This window comes from Streptomyces sp. NPDC015346, from assembly GCF_043078785.1.
Taxonomy (GTDB): domain Bacteria; phylum Actinomycetota; class Actinomycetes; order Streptomycetales; family Streptomycetaceae; genus Streptomyces.
The window spans coordinates 1,184,983-1,200,223 of sequence record NZ_JBIBTW010000001.1 but is presented as its reverse complement, the minus strand read 5'-3'; the positions used below and the strand labels follow the sequence as shown (position 1 = coordinate 1,200,223).

General features: G+C 70.1%; 16 protein-coding genes. 4 read left to right on the top strand and 12 right to left on the bottom strand.

Annotated elements, in window-relative coordinates; translation table 11 throughout:
* Nucleotide 1: 1 nt before the first annotated feature.
* The 9 genes from ACF06X_RS05420 to ACF06X_RS05380 form a co-directional block, all read right to left on the bottom strand.
* Nucleotides 2-367, bottom strand: a complete 366-nt coding sequence (locus ACF06X_RS05420; RefSeq protein WP_392285813.1) for a VOC family protein — start codon at nt 365-367, stop codon at nt 2-4.
* Between the two features lie 66 nt (nt 368-433).
* A complete protein-coding gene (locus ACF06X_RS05415; protein ID WP_329121978.1) occupies nt 434-772 on the bottom strand; it encodes a metal-sulfur cluster assembly factor in 339 nt (112 codons plus the stop codon).
* Nucleotides 769-1,230: a Fe-S cluster assembly sulfur transfer protein SufU gene (gene sufU, locus ACF06X_RS05410; protein ID WP_392285812.1), complete on the bottom strand. Its 462-nt coding sequence runs from the start codon at nt 1,228-1,230 to the stop codon at nt 769-771. The genes ACF06X_RS05415 and sufU overlap by 4 nt, the downstream gene beginning before the upstream one ends.
* Before the next feature lie 9 nt (nt 1,231-1,239).
* Nucleotides 1,240-2,508 (bottom strand): cysteine desulfurase, encoded by a 1,269-nt coding sequence (locus ACF06X_RS05405; protein WP_215071305.1) that lies wholly within the window; start codon nt 2,506-2,508, stop codon nt 1,240-1,242.
* Nucleotides 2,505-3,272 (bottom strand): Fe-S cluster assembly ATPase SufC, encoded by a 768-nt coding sequence (gene sufC, locus ACF06X_RS05400; protein WP_392285811.1) that lies wholly within the window; start codon nt 3,270-3,272, stop codon nt 2,505-2,507. The genes ACF06X_RS05405 and sufC overlap by 4 nt, the downstream gene beginning before the upstream one ends.
* Nucleotides 3,273-3,279: 7 nt before the next feature.
* A complete protein-coding gene (locus ACF06X_RS05395; protein WP_392285810.1) occupies nt 3,280-3,597 on the bottom strand; it encodes a bifunctional 3-phenylpropionate/cinnamic acid dioxygenase ferredoxin subunit in 318 nt (105 codons plus the stop codon).
* Nucleotides 3,597-4,778: a Fe-S cluster assembly protein SufD gene (sufD, locus tag ACF06X_RS05390; protein WP_392285809.1), complete on the bottom strand. Its 1,182-nt coding sequence runs from the start codon at nt 4,776-4,778 to the stop codon at nt 3,597-3,599. The genes ACF06X_RS05395 and sufD overlap by 1 nt, the downstream gene beginning before the upstream one ends.
* 105 nt (nt 4,779-4,883) lie before the next feature.
* Nucleotides 4,884-6,299, bottom strand: coding sequence for a Fe-S cluster assembly protein SufB (gene sufB, locus ACF06X_RS05385; RefSeq protein WP_392285808.1), 1,416 nt, complete (start codon nt 6,297-6,299; stop codon nt 4,884-4,886).
* Nucleotides 6,296-7,024: a helix-turn-helix transcriptional regulator gene (locus tag ACF06X_RS05380; RefSeq protein ID WP_391932465.1), complete on the bottom strand. Its 729-nt coding sequence runs from the start codon at nt 7,022-7,024 to the stop codon at nt 6,296-6,298. Before ACF06X_RS05380 ends, sufB begins: the two co-directional genes overlap by 4 nt.
* A 181-nt stretch (nt 7,025-7,205) precedes the next feature.
* Between ACF06X_RS05380 and ACF06X_RS05375 the strand changes: the two genes are divergently transcribed.
* The 3 genes from ACF06X_RS05375 to ACF06X_RS05365 all read left to right on the top strand — a co-directional run bounded on the left by ACF06X_RS05375 (nt 7,206) and on the right by ACF06X_RS05365 (nt 10,079).
* Nucleotides 7,206-8,141, top strand: coding sequence for an ABC transporter ATP-binding protein (locus tag ACF06X_RS05375; protein WP_392285807.1), 936 nt, complete (start codon nt 7,206-7,208; stop codon nt 8,139-8,141).
* A gap of 88 nt (nt 8,142-8,229) precedes the next feature.
* On the top strand, nt 8,230-8,997 hold the full coding sequence (locus tag ACF06X_RS05370) for an ABC transporter permease (protein ID WP_392285806.1): 768 nt from the start codon (nt 8,230-8,232) through the stop codon (nt 8,995-8,997).
* A 113-nt stretch (nt 8,998-9,110) separates the two neighbouring features.
* Nucleotides 9,111-10,079: a heme A synthase gene (locus ACF06X_RS05365; protein WP_392285805.1), complete on the top strand. Its 969-nt coding sequence runs from the start codon at nt 9,111-9,113 to the stop codon at nt 10,077-10,079.
* Between the two features lie 132 nt (nt 10,080-10,211).
* On the opposite strand, the gene ACF06X_RS05360 is transcribed toward ACF06X_RS05365, so the two are convergent.
* The 3 genes from ACF06X_RS05360 to ACF06X_RS05350 all read right to left on the bottom strand — a co-directional run bounded on the left by ACF06X_RS05360 (nt 10,212) and on the right by ACF06X_RS05350 (nt 12,823).
* Nucleotides 10,212-11,291, bottom strand: coding sequence for an amidohydrolase family protein (locus tag ACF06X_RS05360; RefSeq protein ID WP_392285804.1), 1,080 nt, complete (start codon nt 11,289-11,291; stop codon nt 10,212-10,214).
* 148 nt (nt 11,292-11,439) lie between these two features.
* Nucleotides 11,440-11,772, bottom strand: a complete 333-nt coding sequence (locus tag ACF06X_RS05355; RefSeq protein ID WP_392285803.1) for a hypothetical protein — start codon at nt 11,770-11,772, stop codon at nt 11,440-11,442.
* A gap of 103 nt (nt 11,773-11,875) precedes the next feature.
* On the bottom strand, nt 11,876-12,823 hold the full coding sequence (locus ACF06X_RS05350) for a heme o synthase (RefSeq protein WP_392285802.1): 948 nt from the start codon (nt 12,821-12,823) through the stop codon (nt 11,876-11,878).
* Nucleotides 12,824-13,141: 318 nt separating this feature from the next.
* On the opposite strand from ACF06X_RS05350, the gene tkt reads away from it, so the two are divergent.
* Entirely contained in the window at nt 13,142-15,229 is a 2,088-nt protein-coding gene (gene tkt, locus ACF06X_RS05345) for a transketolase (RefSeq protein WP_392285801.1), read from the top strand.
* The last annotated feature ends 12 nt before the right edge of the window (nt 15,230-15,241 follow it).

Genomic DNA, 15,241 nt, shown 5'->3' with positions numbered 1-15,241 from the left:
CTCAGTCCGTGAGCGACCGCTTCGGGCGCAGGACGCAGAACTCGTTGCCCTCGGGGTCGGCGAGGACGACCCAGGTGGCGTCCTCGCCCTGCCCGACGTCGACCCGCTTCGCCCCGAGCCCGATGATCCGCTCGACCTCCGCCTCCTGGTCGTCGGGCGAGAGGTCGATGTGGAGCCGGTTCTTGACGGTCTTGGACTCGGGCACCGGCAGGAAGCACATCCCGGGCCAGGCGTGCTCGTCGGCGCCGATGACGATCTCGTCCTCCGCCTCGAAGAGGATCTTCCAGTCCAGGACCCGCGCCCAGAACCGGGCCTGGGCCTGGAGATCGTGGCAATCGACGGCGAGGTGGTACAGAGAAACGGCCATGCCCGCCAGTCTGCCTGGGGGGCATGGCCGTTCGCGACCTCACAAAGCGGTCGGACGTGGAAACGGTCAGACGTTGAAGCCGAGCGCGCGGAGCTGCTCGCGTCCGTCGTCCGTGATCTTGTCCGGGCCCCACGGCGGCATCCAGACCCAGTTGATCTTCAGTTCGCTGGCGATGCCGTCGGTGGCGGACTTCGCCTGGTCCTCGATCACATCGGTCAGCGGACAGGCCGCCGACGTCAGGGTCATGTCCAGCGTGACGACGTTGGAGTCGTCGATGTGGATGCCGTAGATCAGGCCGAGGTTGACCACGTCGATGCCCAGCTCGGGGTCGACGACGTCGTACAGCGCCTCGCGGATCTCTTCTTCGGAGGCCGGCTTCATGGTGGCCTCGGCGTTCTCGGTCATGCCGACTTCCTCTCCGCGTCGCCCAGAGCCTGGGCGGTCGCGTCCTTCCACGCCATCCAGCTGAGCAGCGCGCACTTGACCCGGGCGGGGTACTTGGAGACCCCGGCGAACGCGACCGCGTCCTCCAGGATCTCCTCCATCGCGTCATCCGGCTCGATCTTGCCCTTGGACTGCATCAGCTCCAGGAAGGTGCCCTGGATCTTCTGCGCCTCGGCCAGCTCCTTGCCGACCAGGAGCTCGTTCAGGACCGAGGCCGAAGCCTGGCTGATCGAGCAGCCCTGACCTTCGTACGACACGTCCTCGATGCGCGAGCCGTCGTACTTCACGCGGAGCGTGATCTCGTCGCCGCACGTCGGGTTGACGTGGTGCACCTCGGCGTCGCCGTCCCGGAGACCGCGCCCGTGCGGGTGCTTGTAGTGGTCCAGGATGACGTCCTGGTACATCGAATCCAGCTTCACGAGAATCCCCTAGCCGAAGAAGTTCCGTACGTGCTCCAGCCCCTCGACCAGGGCGTCGACCTCGGCCGGCGTGGAGTACAGATAGAACGACGCTCGCGTGGTCGCGGGAATTCCGTACCGCAGGCAGACGGGCCGCGCGCAGTGGTGGCCGACCCGGACCGCGATGCCCTGCTCGTCGAGGACCTGACCCACGTCGTGCGGGTGGATGTCGCCGAGGACGAAGGAGATCGCCGCCCCGCGGTCCTCGGCCGTGGTGGGGCCGATGATCCGCAGGTCCGGAACCTCCTGGAGGCGACGGACGGCGTACTCGGTGATCGCGTGCTCGTGGCGCGCGATGTTCTCCATGCCGATCGCCGAGAGGTAGTCCACGGCCGCGCCGAGGCCGACGGCCTGGGCGATCGGGGGCGTACCCGCCTCGAACTTGTGCGGGGCCGGCGCGTAGGTCGAGGAGTGCATCGACACGGTCTCGATCATCTCGCCGCCGCCGAGGAACGGCGGCAGGTCCTCCAGGAGCTCCTGCCGTCCCCAGAGCACGCCGATGCCGGTCGGGCCGACCATCTTGTGGCCGGTGAAGGCCACGAAGTCGGCCTGCAGCGCCTGCACGTCGAGCACCATGTGCGGGGCGGCCTGCGAGGCGTCGATGCAGACCAGCGCGCCGACCTCCTGGGCACGGCGGATGATCGTCTCGACCGGGTTGACCGTTCCGAGCAGGTTCGACACCAGTGTGAAGGAGACGATCTTCGTCTTCTCGGTGATGACCTCTTCGATGTTCGACAGGTCGAGCCTGCCGTCGTCGGTGAGGCCGAACCACTTCAGCTTCGCGCCGGTGCGCTGCGAGAGCAGCTGCCACGGCACGATGTTGGAGTGGTGCTCCATCTCCGTGATGGCGATCTCGGTCTCGTGGTCCACGCGGTAGGGCTCGTCGGCCCAGCCCAGCATGTTGGCCACGAGGTTGAGCGACTCCGAGGCGTTCTTGGTGAAGATCACCTCGTCGCGGCTCGGCGCGTTGATGAAGGCCGCGACCTTGTCACGGGCGCCTTCGTACAGCGCCGTCGCCTCCTCGGCGACCGTGTAGACGCCGCGGTGGACATTGGCGTTGTGGCGCTCGTAGTACGTGTTGAGCGCGTCGAGCACCTGGCGCGGCTTCTGCGAGGTCGCCGCGGAGTCCAGGTACACGATCTTCTTGCCGTCGTGGACCGTGCGATCCAGGAGCGGGAAGTCCTTGCGGATCGCCTCGGTGTCGAGGAGGCCGGAGAGCCCCTGATGGGCAGATGTCACGCGGATGCGCCACCCTTCGTGCTGTACGACTCGTAGCCCTCGTTCTCCAGCTTGTCGGCGAGCTCGGCGCCGCCGGACTCGACGATGCGGCCGCCGGAGAAGACGTGCACGAAGTCGGGCTTGATGTAGCGGAGGATCCGCGTGTAGTGCGTGATCAGCAGCGTGCCGACCTCACCGGTCTCACGGACGCGGTTGACACCCTCGGAGACGACGCGCAGGGCGTCGACGTCCAGGCCGGAGTCGGTCTCGTCGAGGATCGCGATCTTCGGCTTGAGGAGCTCCAGCTGCAGGATCTCGTGGCGCTTCTTCTCACCGCCGGAGAAGCCCTCGTTGACGTTGCGCTCGGCGAAGGCCGGGTCCATCTGGAGCTTCTCCATCGCCTCCCGGACCTCCTTCACCCAGGTGCGCAGCTTGGGGGCCTCGCTGCGGATCGCGGTGGCGGAGGTCCGCAGGAAGTTGGAGACCGAGACGCCGGGGACCTCGACCGGGTACTGCATGGCCAGGAAGACGCCGGCGCGGGCGCGCTCGTCGACCGACATCTCCAGGACGTCCTCGCCGTCGAGCGTGACGGTGCCGCCGGTGACCGTGTACTTCGGGTGGCCGGCGAGCGAGTACGCCAGGGTCGACTTGCCGGAGCCGTTGGGGCCCATGACGGCGTGGGTCTCGCCCTGCTTGATGGTCAGGTCGACACCCTTGAGGATCTCCCGGGGGCCGTTCTCGGCCTCGACGGAGACGTGCAGGTCGTGGATTTCAAGCGTTGCCATGGGTGACTCAGGACTCCTGGGTGACGGAGACGAGCACATCGTCCCCTTGGATCTTTACGGGGTACACGGGGACGGGGCGCGTCGCGGGAAGGCCGGACGGCTTACCGGTGCGGAGGTCGAAGCTGGATCCGTGCAGCCAGCACTCGATGGCGCAGTCCTCGACCTCGCCCTCCGAGAGGGAGACGTTCGCGTGCGAGCAGATGTCGTTGATCGCGAACACCTCGCCGTCGGTCCTGACGACGGACACGGGCGTGCCGTCGACCTCGACCCGCTTGGGGGTGTCGCTCTCCAGCTCGCTCAGTGCGCAGACGCGGACGAAGGCCATCAGACGGTAGCCTCCAGCTCGGCCTCGATCTTGGTGATGAGGCGCTCCTGGACGTCCGGCAGACCGATCTGCTGGACCAGCTCGGCGAAGAAGCCGCGGACGACCAGGCGGCGGGCCTCGGTCTCCGGGATGCCGCGGGCCATCAGGTAGAAGAGCTGCTCGTCGTCGAAGCGACCGGTGGCCGAGGCGTGACCGGCGCCGGCGATCTCGCCGGTCTCGATCTCCAGGTTCGGCACGGAGTCGACCCGGGCGCCGTCCGTGAGGACCAGGTTCCGGTTGAGCTCGTAGGTGTCGGTGCCCTCGGCCTTGGCCTGGATGAGGACGTCGCCGATCCAGACGGCGTGCGCGTCCTGGCCCTGCAGCGCGCCCTTGTAGGCCACGTTGGACTTGCAGTGCGGGGTGTTGTGGTCGACCAGGAGGCGGTGCTCCTGGTGCTGGCCGGCGTCGGTGAAGTACAGGCCGAAGAGCTCGGCCTCGCCGCCGGTGCCGGCGTACTCGACGCGCGGGTGGAGGCGGACCACGTCGCCGCCGAAGGTGACGACGACCGACTTGAAGGAGGCGTCGCGGCCGACCAGCGCGTTGTGCTGGGCGACGTGGACGGCCTTCTCGTCCCAGTCCTGGACGGAGACGACGGTGAGCTTGGCGCCGTCGCCGAGGAGGAAGTCGACGTTGGCGGCGAGCACCGCGTCGCCGGTGTGGTCGATGACCACGACGGCCTCGGCGAACGCGCCGAGCTCGATCACCTGGTGGCCGAAGGCGACCCCGCCCTGGCCGTGCACGGCGATCCGGATGGGCTCGGTGAGGACGGTCTCCTTGGCGACGGTGACGACCGAGGCCTTCTCGAAGGAGGAGTACGCCTGGGCGGCGACCCGGTCGACGGGCTTGCCCGCCTTGCCGAGGCGCGCGTCGTCACGGCCGACGGTCTCCACGGTGACGCCCTCGGGGGCCTCGATCTCGACCTTGACGCCCTCGCCGGACGCGACGGCGGTGCCGTCGTGCAGTCCGCGGAGGCGCTCCAGGGGGGTGAACCGCCACTCCTCCTCACGGCCGTGCGGGACGGGGAAGTCCGCGACGTCGAAGGACGGGGGCGCGCTCATGCGCGTGGCGACGGTGGACTCGGCGGCCACCGCGATCGAGCCGGCGGTGGTGGAGCCCGCCGGGATGTTCTGAGCGTCAGCCATGGCTGTCGGTGTGCTCACTTTCTGCGTTCGGTGCGTTCGCTGCGGGAAGCTCGCGGGGGCCCGTCGCGCGGGCCCCCGCGAGGGGTGGCCGGGTGGCCGGGCGGGCTAGCCCACCGCGCCTTCCATCTGCAGCTCGATCAGCCGGTTCAGCTCCAGGGCGTACTCCATGGGCAGCTCCTTGGCGATGGGCTCGACGAAGCCGCGCACGATCATGGCCATCGCCTCGAACTCGGTCAGACCGCGGCTCATCAGGTAGAAGAGCTGGTCCTCGGAGACCTTGGAGACGGTGGCCTCGTGGCCCATGGAGACGTCGTCCTCGCGCACGTCCACGTAGGGGTACGTGTCGGAGCGGGAGATCGTGTCGACGAGCAGCGCGTCGCAGAGCACGTTCGACTTGGAGCCCGGCGCACCCTCGCCGATCTCGATGAGACCGCGGTAGGAGGTGCGGCCGCCGCCTCGCGCCACCGACTTGGAGACGATGTTGGAGGAGGTGTTCGGGGCCATGTGGACCATCTTGGCGCCGGCGTCCTGGTGCTGGCCCTCGCCCGCGAAGGCGATGGACAGGGTCTCGCCCCTGGCGTGCTCGCCCATCAGGTAGACGGCCGGGTACTTCATGGTGACCTTGGAGCCGATGTTGCCGTCGACCCACTCCATGGTCGCACCCTCGTAGGCCACGGCGCGCTTGGTGACCAGGTTGTAGACGTTGTTCGACCAGTTCTGGATCGTCGTGTAGCGGCAGCGGCCGCCCTTCTTCACGATGATCTCGACGACCGCGGAGTGCAGCGAGTCGGAGGAGTAGATCGGGGCGGTGCAGCCCTCGACGTAGTGGACGTAGGCGTCCTCGTCGACGATGATCAGCGTCCGCTCGAACTGGCCCATGTTCTCCGTGTTGATACGGAAGTAGGCCTGCAGCGGGATCTCGACGTGCACGCCCTTCGGGACGTAGATGAAGGATCCGCCGGACCACACGGACGTGTTCAGCGAGGCGAACTTGTTGTCGCCGACGGGGATGACCGTGCCGAAGTACTCGCGGAAGAGCTCCTCGTGCTCCTTCAGCGCGGTGTCGGTGTCGACGAAGATGACGCCCTGCTCCTCCAGGTCCTCACGGATCTGGTGGTAGACGACCTCGGACTCGTACTGGGCCGCGACACCGGCGACGAGGCGCTGCTTCTCCGCCTCCGGGATGCCGAGCTTGTCGTACGTGTTCTTGATGTCCTCGGGCAGTTCCTCCCAGGAAGCGGCCTGCTTCTCGGTGGAGCGCACGAAGTACTTGATGTTGTCGAAGTCGATGCCCGACAGGTCGGAGCCCCAGCTGGGCATGGGCTTCTTGTCGAAGAGGCGCAGACCCTTCAGCCGCAGCTTCAGCATCCACTCCGGCTCGTTCTTCTTCTCGGAGATGTCGCGGACGACGGCCTCGGAGAGACCGCGCTTGGCGGTGGCACCGGCCGCGTCCGAGTCGGCCCAGCCGTACTCGTACCGACCCAGGCCCTCGAGCTCGGGGTGGCTGATCTCGGTGGTCATGCGGGGTTCCTCCCGGCCGTACTTGCGGATGCTGATGGGGGTGTGGTCTGTGGGGCGCTGTGCGGGATGAACGTCGTGCAGACGCCGTCACCATGCGCGATGGTGGCGAGACGCTGGACGTGCGTTCCCAAGAGGCGGGAGAAGACTTCCGTCTCCGCCTCGCACAGCTGGGGGTACTGCTCGGCGACGTGGGCGACCGGGCAGTGGTGCTGGCAGAGCTGCTCGCCGACCGGTGCGTTGCGTGCTGTGGCAGCGTACCCGTCGGCGCTCAGCGCGCGGGCGAGAGCCTCGGTGCGCCGGTCGGGGTCGGCCGCCTCGACGGCCTCGCGGTACGTCTCGGCCTGGGCCTCGAGCCGGTCGCGGGCGAAGGCGGCGACGGCCGCCTCTCCTCCCGCGTTCCGCTCGATCCAGCGCAGGGCGTCGACGGCCAGTGAGTCGTACGACTGGTCGAAGGCGTCCCGGCCGCAGTCGGTGAGCGCGAAGACCTTGGCGGGGCGGCCGCGGGTGCGGGCGCCGTAGACCCGCTTCTCGCGGGCCTCGACGACGTTCTCCGCGACGAGCGAGTCGAGATGCCGGCGCACGGCCGCCTGGGTGAGGCGGAGCCGCTGCGCGAGATCGGCGACCGTCGACGGCCCGTGGTCCAGGATGGACCGCGCGACCCGGTTGCGCGTGGATCGCTCACCGGTCGCGAGTTCCTCCACCGGAGCCGCGTCGACGTTTTTCACAACGCCATTGTTGCGTAATTCCTTCGGGAGTGACAAGCGGCGTCCAGACGGATCACGGTGCTGTGCATCACGCAGGTAAGGCTTACCTGACCTGCGTAAACGATCATTCGTAGGACGAATGACGGTCCCCGGCGAAGGCCCCGGGCCGGGGCGCCCTTGCGCGCCTCTCTAGACTTCCGCCATGCGATACGAGTCCGTCGACACCGCCGTTCGGGTACGCGGCCTGGTCAAGCGGTACGGAAGCAAGACCGCCGTCGACGGCCTCGACCTCGATGTGCGGACGGGCACCGTGACCGCCGTCCTCGGCCCCAACGGAGCCGGCAAGACCACCACCATCGAGACCTGCGAGGGCTACCGGAAGGCCGACGCGGGCACCGTCCGCGTCCTCGGCCTCGACCCGGTCGCCGACGCGGCCGCGCTGCGCCCCCGCGTCGGCGTGATGCTCCAGTCCGGCGGTGTCTACTCCGGCGCCCGCGCCGACGAGATGCTCCGCCACATGGCGAAGCTGCACGCCCACCCGCTGGACGTGGACGCTCTGGTCGAACGCCTGGGCCTCGGCTCCTGCGGCCGGACGACCTACCGCCGGCTCTCCGGCGGCCAGCAGCAGCGCCTCGCGCTCGCCATGGCCGTCGTCGGCCGCCCCGACCTGGTCTTCCTGGACGAGCCGACCGCGGGCCTCGACCCGCAGGCCCGCCACGCCACCTGGGACCTCGTCCGCGAGCTGCGCGCCGACGGCGTCACCACCGTCCTCACCACGCACCTCATGAACGAGGCCGAGGAGCTCGCGGACGACGTCGCCATCGTCGACGCCGGCCGCGTCGTCGCCCAGGGCAGCCCCGAACAGCTCTGCCGCGGCGGCGCCGAGAACACCCTCCGCTTCACCGGCCGCCCCGGACTCGACCTCGGCTCGCTGCTCAAGGCCCTGCCCGACGGCACCGCCGCCGCCGAGCTGACCCCGGGGGCGTACCGGATCAGCGGCGAGGTGGGCCCCCAGCTGCTCGCCACCGTCGCCACCTGGTGCGCCCAGCACGGCGTCATGCCGGACGCCATCTCGGTGGAGCGCCACACCCTCGAAGACGTTTTCCTGGAGCTGACGGGCAAGGAGCTGCGGTCATGACGCGCGTGGGCACCAAGAATCGCCGGGGGTCCGGGGGTTGTCCCCCGGGAAGACACAGCCTGGAACCGACCGGCAAGGAGCTGCGCGCATGAGCGCCGGTACGTACGCGCCGAAGCCGGGAGCCGCCCCCGTCGGGCGGATGATCGCGGCCCAGACGGCCCTGGAGACGAGGATGCTGCTGCGCAACGGCGAGCAGCTCCTCCTCACCGTGATCATCCCCTCGCTGCTGCTCGTGCTCTTCTCGAGCGTCGACATCATCGACACGGGCGCGGAGCGGGCCGTCGACTTCCTCGCTCCCGGCGTCCTCGCGCTCGCCGTGATGTCCACCGCCTTCACCGGCCAGGCCATCGCCACCGGCTTCGAGCGGCGTTACGGGGTGCTCAAGCGGCTCGGCGCCTCCCCGCTCCCCCGCTGGGCGCTGATGACCGCCAAGACGCTCTCCGTCCTGGTCACCGAAGTGCTCCAGATCGCGCTCCTGACGGCGATCGCGCTCGGGCTCGGCTGGTCCCCGCAGGGCGGCGCCGGCTCCGTGGCGCTGCTGCTCGTCCTCGGCACGGCCGCCTTCTCGGGCCTCGGCCTGCTGATGGCCGGCACGCTGCGTGCGGAGGCGACGCTGGCGGCCGCGAACCTGGTCTTCCTGCTGCTCCTGGTGGGCGGCGGGGTGATCGTGCCGCTGGAGAAGTTCCCGGGCGCGGCCCGCTCGGTCCTGGAGCTGCTGCCGATCTCCGCGCTCTCCGACGGGCTGCGGGACGTGCTGCAGGGCGGCGCCCCGATGCCGTGGGGCCAGGCGCTCGTCCTCGCGGTGTGGGCGGTCCTCGGCCTCGGCGCGGCGGCGCGGTTCTTCCGCTGGGAGTGACCGCCTCCGGTGACCGCCTCCCGTGACCGCCGCGTGTGACCGCGGTGACGTTCCGGGACAAGCCGTCCCGTACCCACCCCCCTCGTGAAAGCGTGCACAAGCCCCCGCCTACGATGGTGCGCGTGCTGAACCCACTCGCCTCCATCGCCCGGCGCTGGACCCCGTCCCCTCGGACGCTCCGGCGCGCCGCGTTCTCCGTCGTCGTGATGAGCGTGGTCATCATCGTCACGGGAGGCACGGTCCGGCTGACCGGCTCCGGTCTCGGCTGCGACACGTGGCCCAAGTGCACGGACGACAGCCTCTTCGCCACGCCCGAGCAGGGCCTCCACGGCGCGATCGAGTTCGGCAACCGGATGCTGACGTACGTCCTGTCGGCCGCCGTCGGCTGGGCGATCGTCGCGGCGCGCTCCACGAAGCCGTGGCGGCGCGGGCTCACCCGGCTCGGCTGGCTCCAGTTCTGGGTGGTCATGCTCAACGCGGTCCTCGGCGGCATCACCGTCTGGATGGACCTCAATCCGTGGACGGTGGCCGGTCACTTCCTGGCCGCCAACGGGCTGCTCACCGTCGCCGTGATCACCTGGCAGCGCGCCCGCGAGGGCGACGCGGCCCCCCGGCCGCGCGTTCCCGGGCCGGTCCGCAAGCTGTCCTGGGCGATCGTCGGCGTCTCCGCGCTGCTGATGGTCCTCGGCACGGGGGTGACCGGCTCCGGCAAGCACGCCGGTGACAGCAGCGAGGTCCCCCGCATGCCGTGGGACTGGACCGTCGCCGCGCACGTCCACGCGATCTCGGCCTGGGTCGTCTGTGCGCTCGCGCTCGCGATGTGGCTGGTGCTGCGCGTGGTCGACGCCCCCGACGACACCCGGGCGCGCGCCCGCGACCTGCTGATCGTGCTGGTCGCGCAGGGCGGGATCGGCTATCTCCAGTACTTCACCGGCGTCCCCGAGCTGCTGGTCGGCGCGCACATGCTCGGCTCCTCGCTGATGTGGATCGCGGTGCTGCGGCTCGCGCTGAGCCTGCGCGAGCGGCCCGTGTCCGCGCCGGAGGTCCCGGCCCAGACGGACCCGGCTCTGGCGACGGCCTGATCCGGCCGCCGGCTCCGTCGTCGGCTCGATCGGCGGCTCCGCACGGCGAAACGCCCGCCTCCGGGCGTCCGGGAGCCGGCCGGATCGCGAATCCGGAACGAATTTTCTCGGATCCGGGCTCCGGAGCCCTGCTCAGATGAGCCCGTAGACCCGTCGCGCATTGCCCGCCGCGATCATCGTGGCGACCCGCTGCGCGTCCGTACGGGACCAGGCGCCGTCGCCGACCCATTCGCCGAGCACGCGGCCGAGCGCCCCTCGGAAGACGCTCGCGGCGACGACGTGCAGCTCGGGCAGGGCGCGGGCCCCGCTGGAGAAGAGCAGCTTGCCGAAGGGGGCGAGCTCCAGGACCTCGGCGAGGACGGCCGCGGCCCGGCTGCCGGTGAGGGCGAGCACGGAGCCCAGGTCCGCGTACACGTGCGGGAACGCGCCGGTCAGCCGCGCCGTCTGGCGGTGGTACGGGTATCCGTGCAGCAGCACGAGGTCGGTGCCGAGCCCGCTGGTCGTCGTGGCGAAGTCCGCGAGCGCCGTCGGGTCCCCGGCGCCCACGTGCAGCTGGAGGGGCCGCCCGGTGGCGACGGCGATCCAGAGCAGATGGCGCAGCAGTACGGGGTCGGTGAGCCGGCCGCCGACCGTGCGCCGGGCCAGCCAGCGCCCGGCGGCCCCGCGCACCTCGCCGGGTCCCGGCGGTTCGGGCGCGTAGCCGATTCCTCGGCCCACCCCGGCGACGGAGGTGAAGGCGACGGCGGTCGTGGCGGCGCCGTGGACGGCCTCGGCGAGGTTGGCGAGCAGCCCCTCGACGGTTCCGGAGGTGTCGGCGACCTGTTCGGCGAGGAGTTCGAGGCGGACGATCTCGAGGGCGTGGGCGTCGCCGGTGGAGGCGATCTCGACGGGGCCCGTCAGGTCGCCCGGGGCTCCCGTGTCCACGAGGTAGGTGGAGATCCCCGAGGCGCGCAGCAGGCGGCGGCCGGTCTCCAGGACGCCCAGTTCGCGGCGGCGGGCGAGGTAGCGGGCCGGCGGGCAGTGCGGCTCCAGGCCGAGCAGCGGCGGGCACCAGCGGCGTACCGCGAAGCCGGTCTGCGTGTCGAAGAAGGTGGTGCCGGGCGCGGGCGGCCCCGCGGCCGGCGCGAGGTGGGCCTCGAAGGTGCCGAGGCCGAGCTCCGTGCGGAGCACCCCGTGGCAGTACTGGTCCACCAGGCTCGGGGTCTCGATCATTCGGGGGGCTCCCTGCGTGGACGTCCTTGCACACGTCCTAACGGGTGAGCCCCGCCCGAGGTTGTTGCCTGACCGGGAGCCCGGCCGGTTGTTCGACCGGGTCCGATCGGCTGCCCGACCGGGTCCGACCGGGAGCCCGATCGGCTGCCTAGCCGGCCGCGCGGTCGTTGGAGGGGCCGCCGAGCTGGATGCCGGCCATGCGGGTCCACTCGTACGGGCCGGTCCTGACCTTGGCGGCGAAGTCTCCGTCGAACTCGTCGTGGAGGGTGAGGCCGGCCTTCTCGGCGGCCTGCTGGGCGACGGGGAAGGAGGGCGCGACCAGGTCTCCCCAGCCGCCGTCCTCGCCGACGAGGACGATCCGGGTGCCCATCTGGCCGAGGTAGGCGAGCTGCCCCTCGGCGCCGCCGTGCTTCTTGGAGAACGCCTGGATCTGCCGGGCGAGCTTGGCCGCCTTGCGCTCTGCCTGCTTCGTGTCTGCCATGACAAGGATGCTACCCAGCGGTAGATCCACTGGCGACGGCCGGGGCACGTGGTCTTTCCCACGCGCTCCGGCCGTTGTCGAAAGGTCCCGGGGTCCTCGCGGACTACCTCAGGAAGGGGTCCACCGCGACCGCCACGAAGAGCAGCGAGACATAGGTGATGGACCAGTGGAACAGGCGCATCTCCTTGAGCTTCGCGCCGGTCGCGCCGCCCTTGGCGCGGTTGAGGAGCGCGTGCGCCTCCCAGAGCCACCAGCCGCCGGTCAGCAGCGCCACGGAGGTGTAGAACCAGCCGGTGTAGCCGAGCGGCGTCAACAGCAGCGAGACGGCGACCATCACCCAGCTGTAGAGGACGATCTGCTTGGCGACGACCTTGTTGGAGGCGATGACCGGCAGCATCGGCACGCCCACGCGCGCGTAGTCCTCCTTCACCTTCATCGACAGCGGCCAGTAGTGCGGCGGCGTCCAGAAGAAGATGACGAGGAAGAGGACGATCGCGGCCCACGACATGGAGTTCGTGACGGCGGACCAGCCGATCAGCACCGGCAGACAGCCGGCGATGCCGCCCCAGACGATGTTCTGCGCGGTCCGCCGCTTCAGGATCATCGTGTAGACGATCACGTAGAAGAGCAGCGCGCCGAGCGAGAGGGCGGCGGAGAGCCAGTTGACCAGGAGGCCGAACCAGAGCGTGGAGACGACGGCGAGGGTGAGGCCGAAGACCAGGCCCTCCCGCGGCGAGACCATGCCGGTGACCAGCGGGCGCTGCGAGGTGCGGTCCATCAGCGCGTCGATGTCGCGGTCGATGTACATGTTCAGCGCGTTGGCGCCGCCCGCCGACAGGTAGCCGCCGAGGCAGGTGGCAAGCACCAGCCACAGGTTCGGCACGCCCTGCTCGGCGAGGAACATCACCGGGACGGTGGTGATGAGCAGAAGCTCGATGATCCGCGGCTTGGTCAGCGCCACGAATGCCTTGACGCGGGCCCCGAACGGCCGATGGCCCCCCGGGCTGGGAGTCAAGACGACCCCTGCGGGTCGGGACTCGACGGCCGTCACGCACACCCCTGACAGAGAATTTCCCAGCAAGCTCCCCGGTGAAGACGGGGTAAAGACTTGCGCGTACCACGCCACTCTAGACGTTGCCCATACGCCGATCTTCGCGGGGGTGGGGTCGTGTTGAGGGCCCCTGTCCCAAGGCGTGGACAGGGGTCGGGAGGCGAAGTGACAGAGTCGCCCCCACTCTTGACGTGACCGCTCATTTGAGGGACGCGCACTCGAAAAGATGGGCGTTCTGTCGGGGGTAGGCTCGACAACGCCGGTACACCCTCAGTCACCGGCCATCTGAAAACATGTGGAGAGGAGCCCTGACCCAGGGTGAGCACTAAGCCGACCACCACAGACCTCGAGTGGACCGAATTGGACCAGCGGGCCGTGGACACCGCCCGCATCCTGGCCGCGGACGCCGTACAGAAGGTCGGCAACGGCCATCCCGGTACGGCCATGAGCCTGGCGCCCGCCGCGTACACCCTCTTCCAGAAGGTGATGCGGCACGACCCGGCCGATCCCGAGTGGGTCGGGCGCGACCGTTTCGTGCTCTCCGCCGGTCACTCGTCCCTGACCCTCTACACCCAGCTGTACCTGGGTGGCTTCGGGCTCGAGCTGGACGACCTGAAGGCGTTCCGCACCTGGGGTTCGAAGACCCCGGGCCACCCGGAGTACGGACACACCGCCGGTGTCGAGACGACGACCGGACCGCTCGGCCAGGGTGTCGCCAACGCCGTGGGCATGGCGATGGCCGCGCGCTACGAGCGCGGTCTGTTCGACCCGGAGGCGGCCCCCGGCACCTCCCCCTTCGACCACCACATCTACGTGATCGCCGGTGACGGCTGCCTCCAGGAGGGCATCTCCGCGGAGGCGTCCTCGCTGGCCGGTCACCAGAAGCTGGGCAATCTGATCCTGCTGTGGGACGACAACCACATCTCGATCGAGGGCGACACCGAGACCGCCGTGTCCGAGGACACGATGAAGCGGTACGAGGCCTACGGCTGGCACGTGCAGCGGGTCGAGCCGCAGGCCAACGGCGACCTGGACCCGGCCGCCCTGTTCGCGGCGATCAAGGCCGCCGAGGCCGAGACCGAGCGCCCGTCGTTCATCGCGATGCGCTCGATCATCGCCTGGCCCGCCCCGAACGCGCAGAACACCGAGGCCGCGCACGGCTCGGCGCTCGGCGACGAGGAGATCGCGGCCACCAAGCGCGTCCTGGGCTTCGACCCGGAGCAGACCTTCGAGGTCACCGACGAGGTCATCGGCCACACCCGCGCCCTGGGCGACCGCGGCCGCGAGGCCCGCGCCGCCTGGGAGAAGTCGCTCGCCGAGTGGCGTACGGCCAACCCGGACCGCGCGGCCGAGTTCGACCGGATCCAGGCGAACGAGCTGCCCGAGGGCTGGGAGTCGAAGCTCCCGGTGTTCGAGCCGGGCAAGGGTGTCGCCACCCGTGCAGCGTCCGGCAAGGTCCTGCAGTCGCTCGGCGCGGTCATCCCCGAGCTGTGGGGCGGCTCGGCCGACCTGGCGGGTTCGAACAACACGACGATCGACAAGACGTCGTCGTTCCTGCCCGAGGGCAACCCGCTGCCGGAGGCCGACAAGTACGGCCGCACGATCCACTTCGGCATCCGCGAGCACTCCATGGCCGCGGAGATGAACGGCATCGCGCTGCACGGCAACACCCGCATCTACGGCGGCACCTTCCTGGTGTTCTCCGACTACATGCGCAACGCGGTGCGTCTGTCGGCCCTGATGCACCTGCCGGTGACGTACGTCTGGACCCACGACTCGATCGGTCTGGGCGAGGACGGCCCGACGCACCAGCCGGTGGAGCACCTGGCCTCGCTGCGCGCGATCCCCGGTCTGAACATCGTCCGCCCGGCGGACGCCAACGAGACCGCCCTCGCCTGGCGCGAGATCGTCAAGCGCCACACGCGCGTGTTCGGCAAGGGCGCCCCGCACGGTCTGGCCCTGACCCGTCAGGGTGTGCCGACGTACGCGCCGAACGAGGACACCGTCAAGGGCGGGTACGTGCTCTTCGAGGCCGAAGGCGGCGAACCGCAGGTCGTGCTGATCGGCACGGGCTCCGAGGTGCACCTGGCCGTCGAGGCCCGCGAGCAGCTCCAGGCCGCCGGCGTCCCGACCCGGGTGGTCTCGATGCCGTCCGTGGAGTGGTTCGAGGAGCAGGACCAGGGGTACAAGGACTCGGTCCTGCCGCCGTCGGTGAAGGCCCGCGTCGCGGTCGAGGCGGGCGTGGGGCTGACCTGGCACAAGTACGTCGGTGACGCCGGCCGGATCGTCTCGCTGGAGCACTTCGGTGCGTCGGCGGACGCCAAGGTCCTGTTCCGCGAGTTCGGGTTCACCCCCGAGGCCATCGCCGCCGCGGCGCGGGAATCCCTCGCCGCGGCCGCGCGCTGACGCCCATACGTA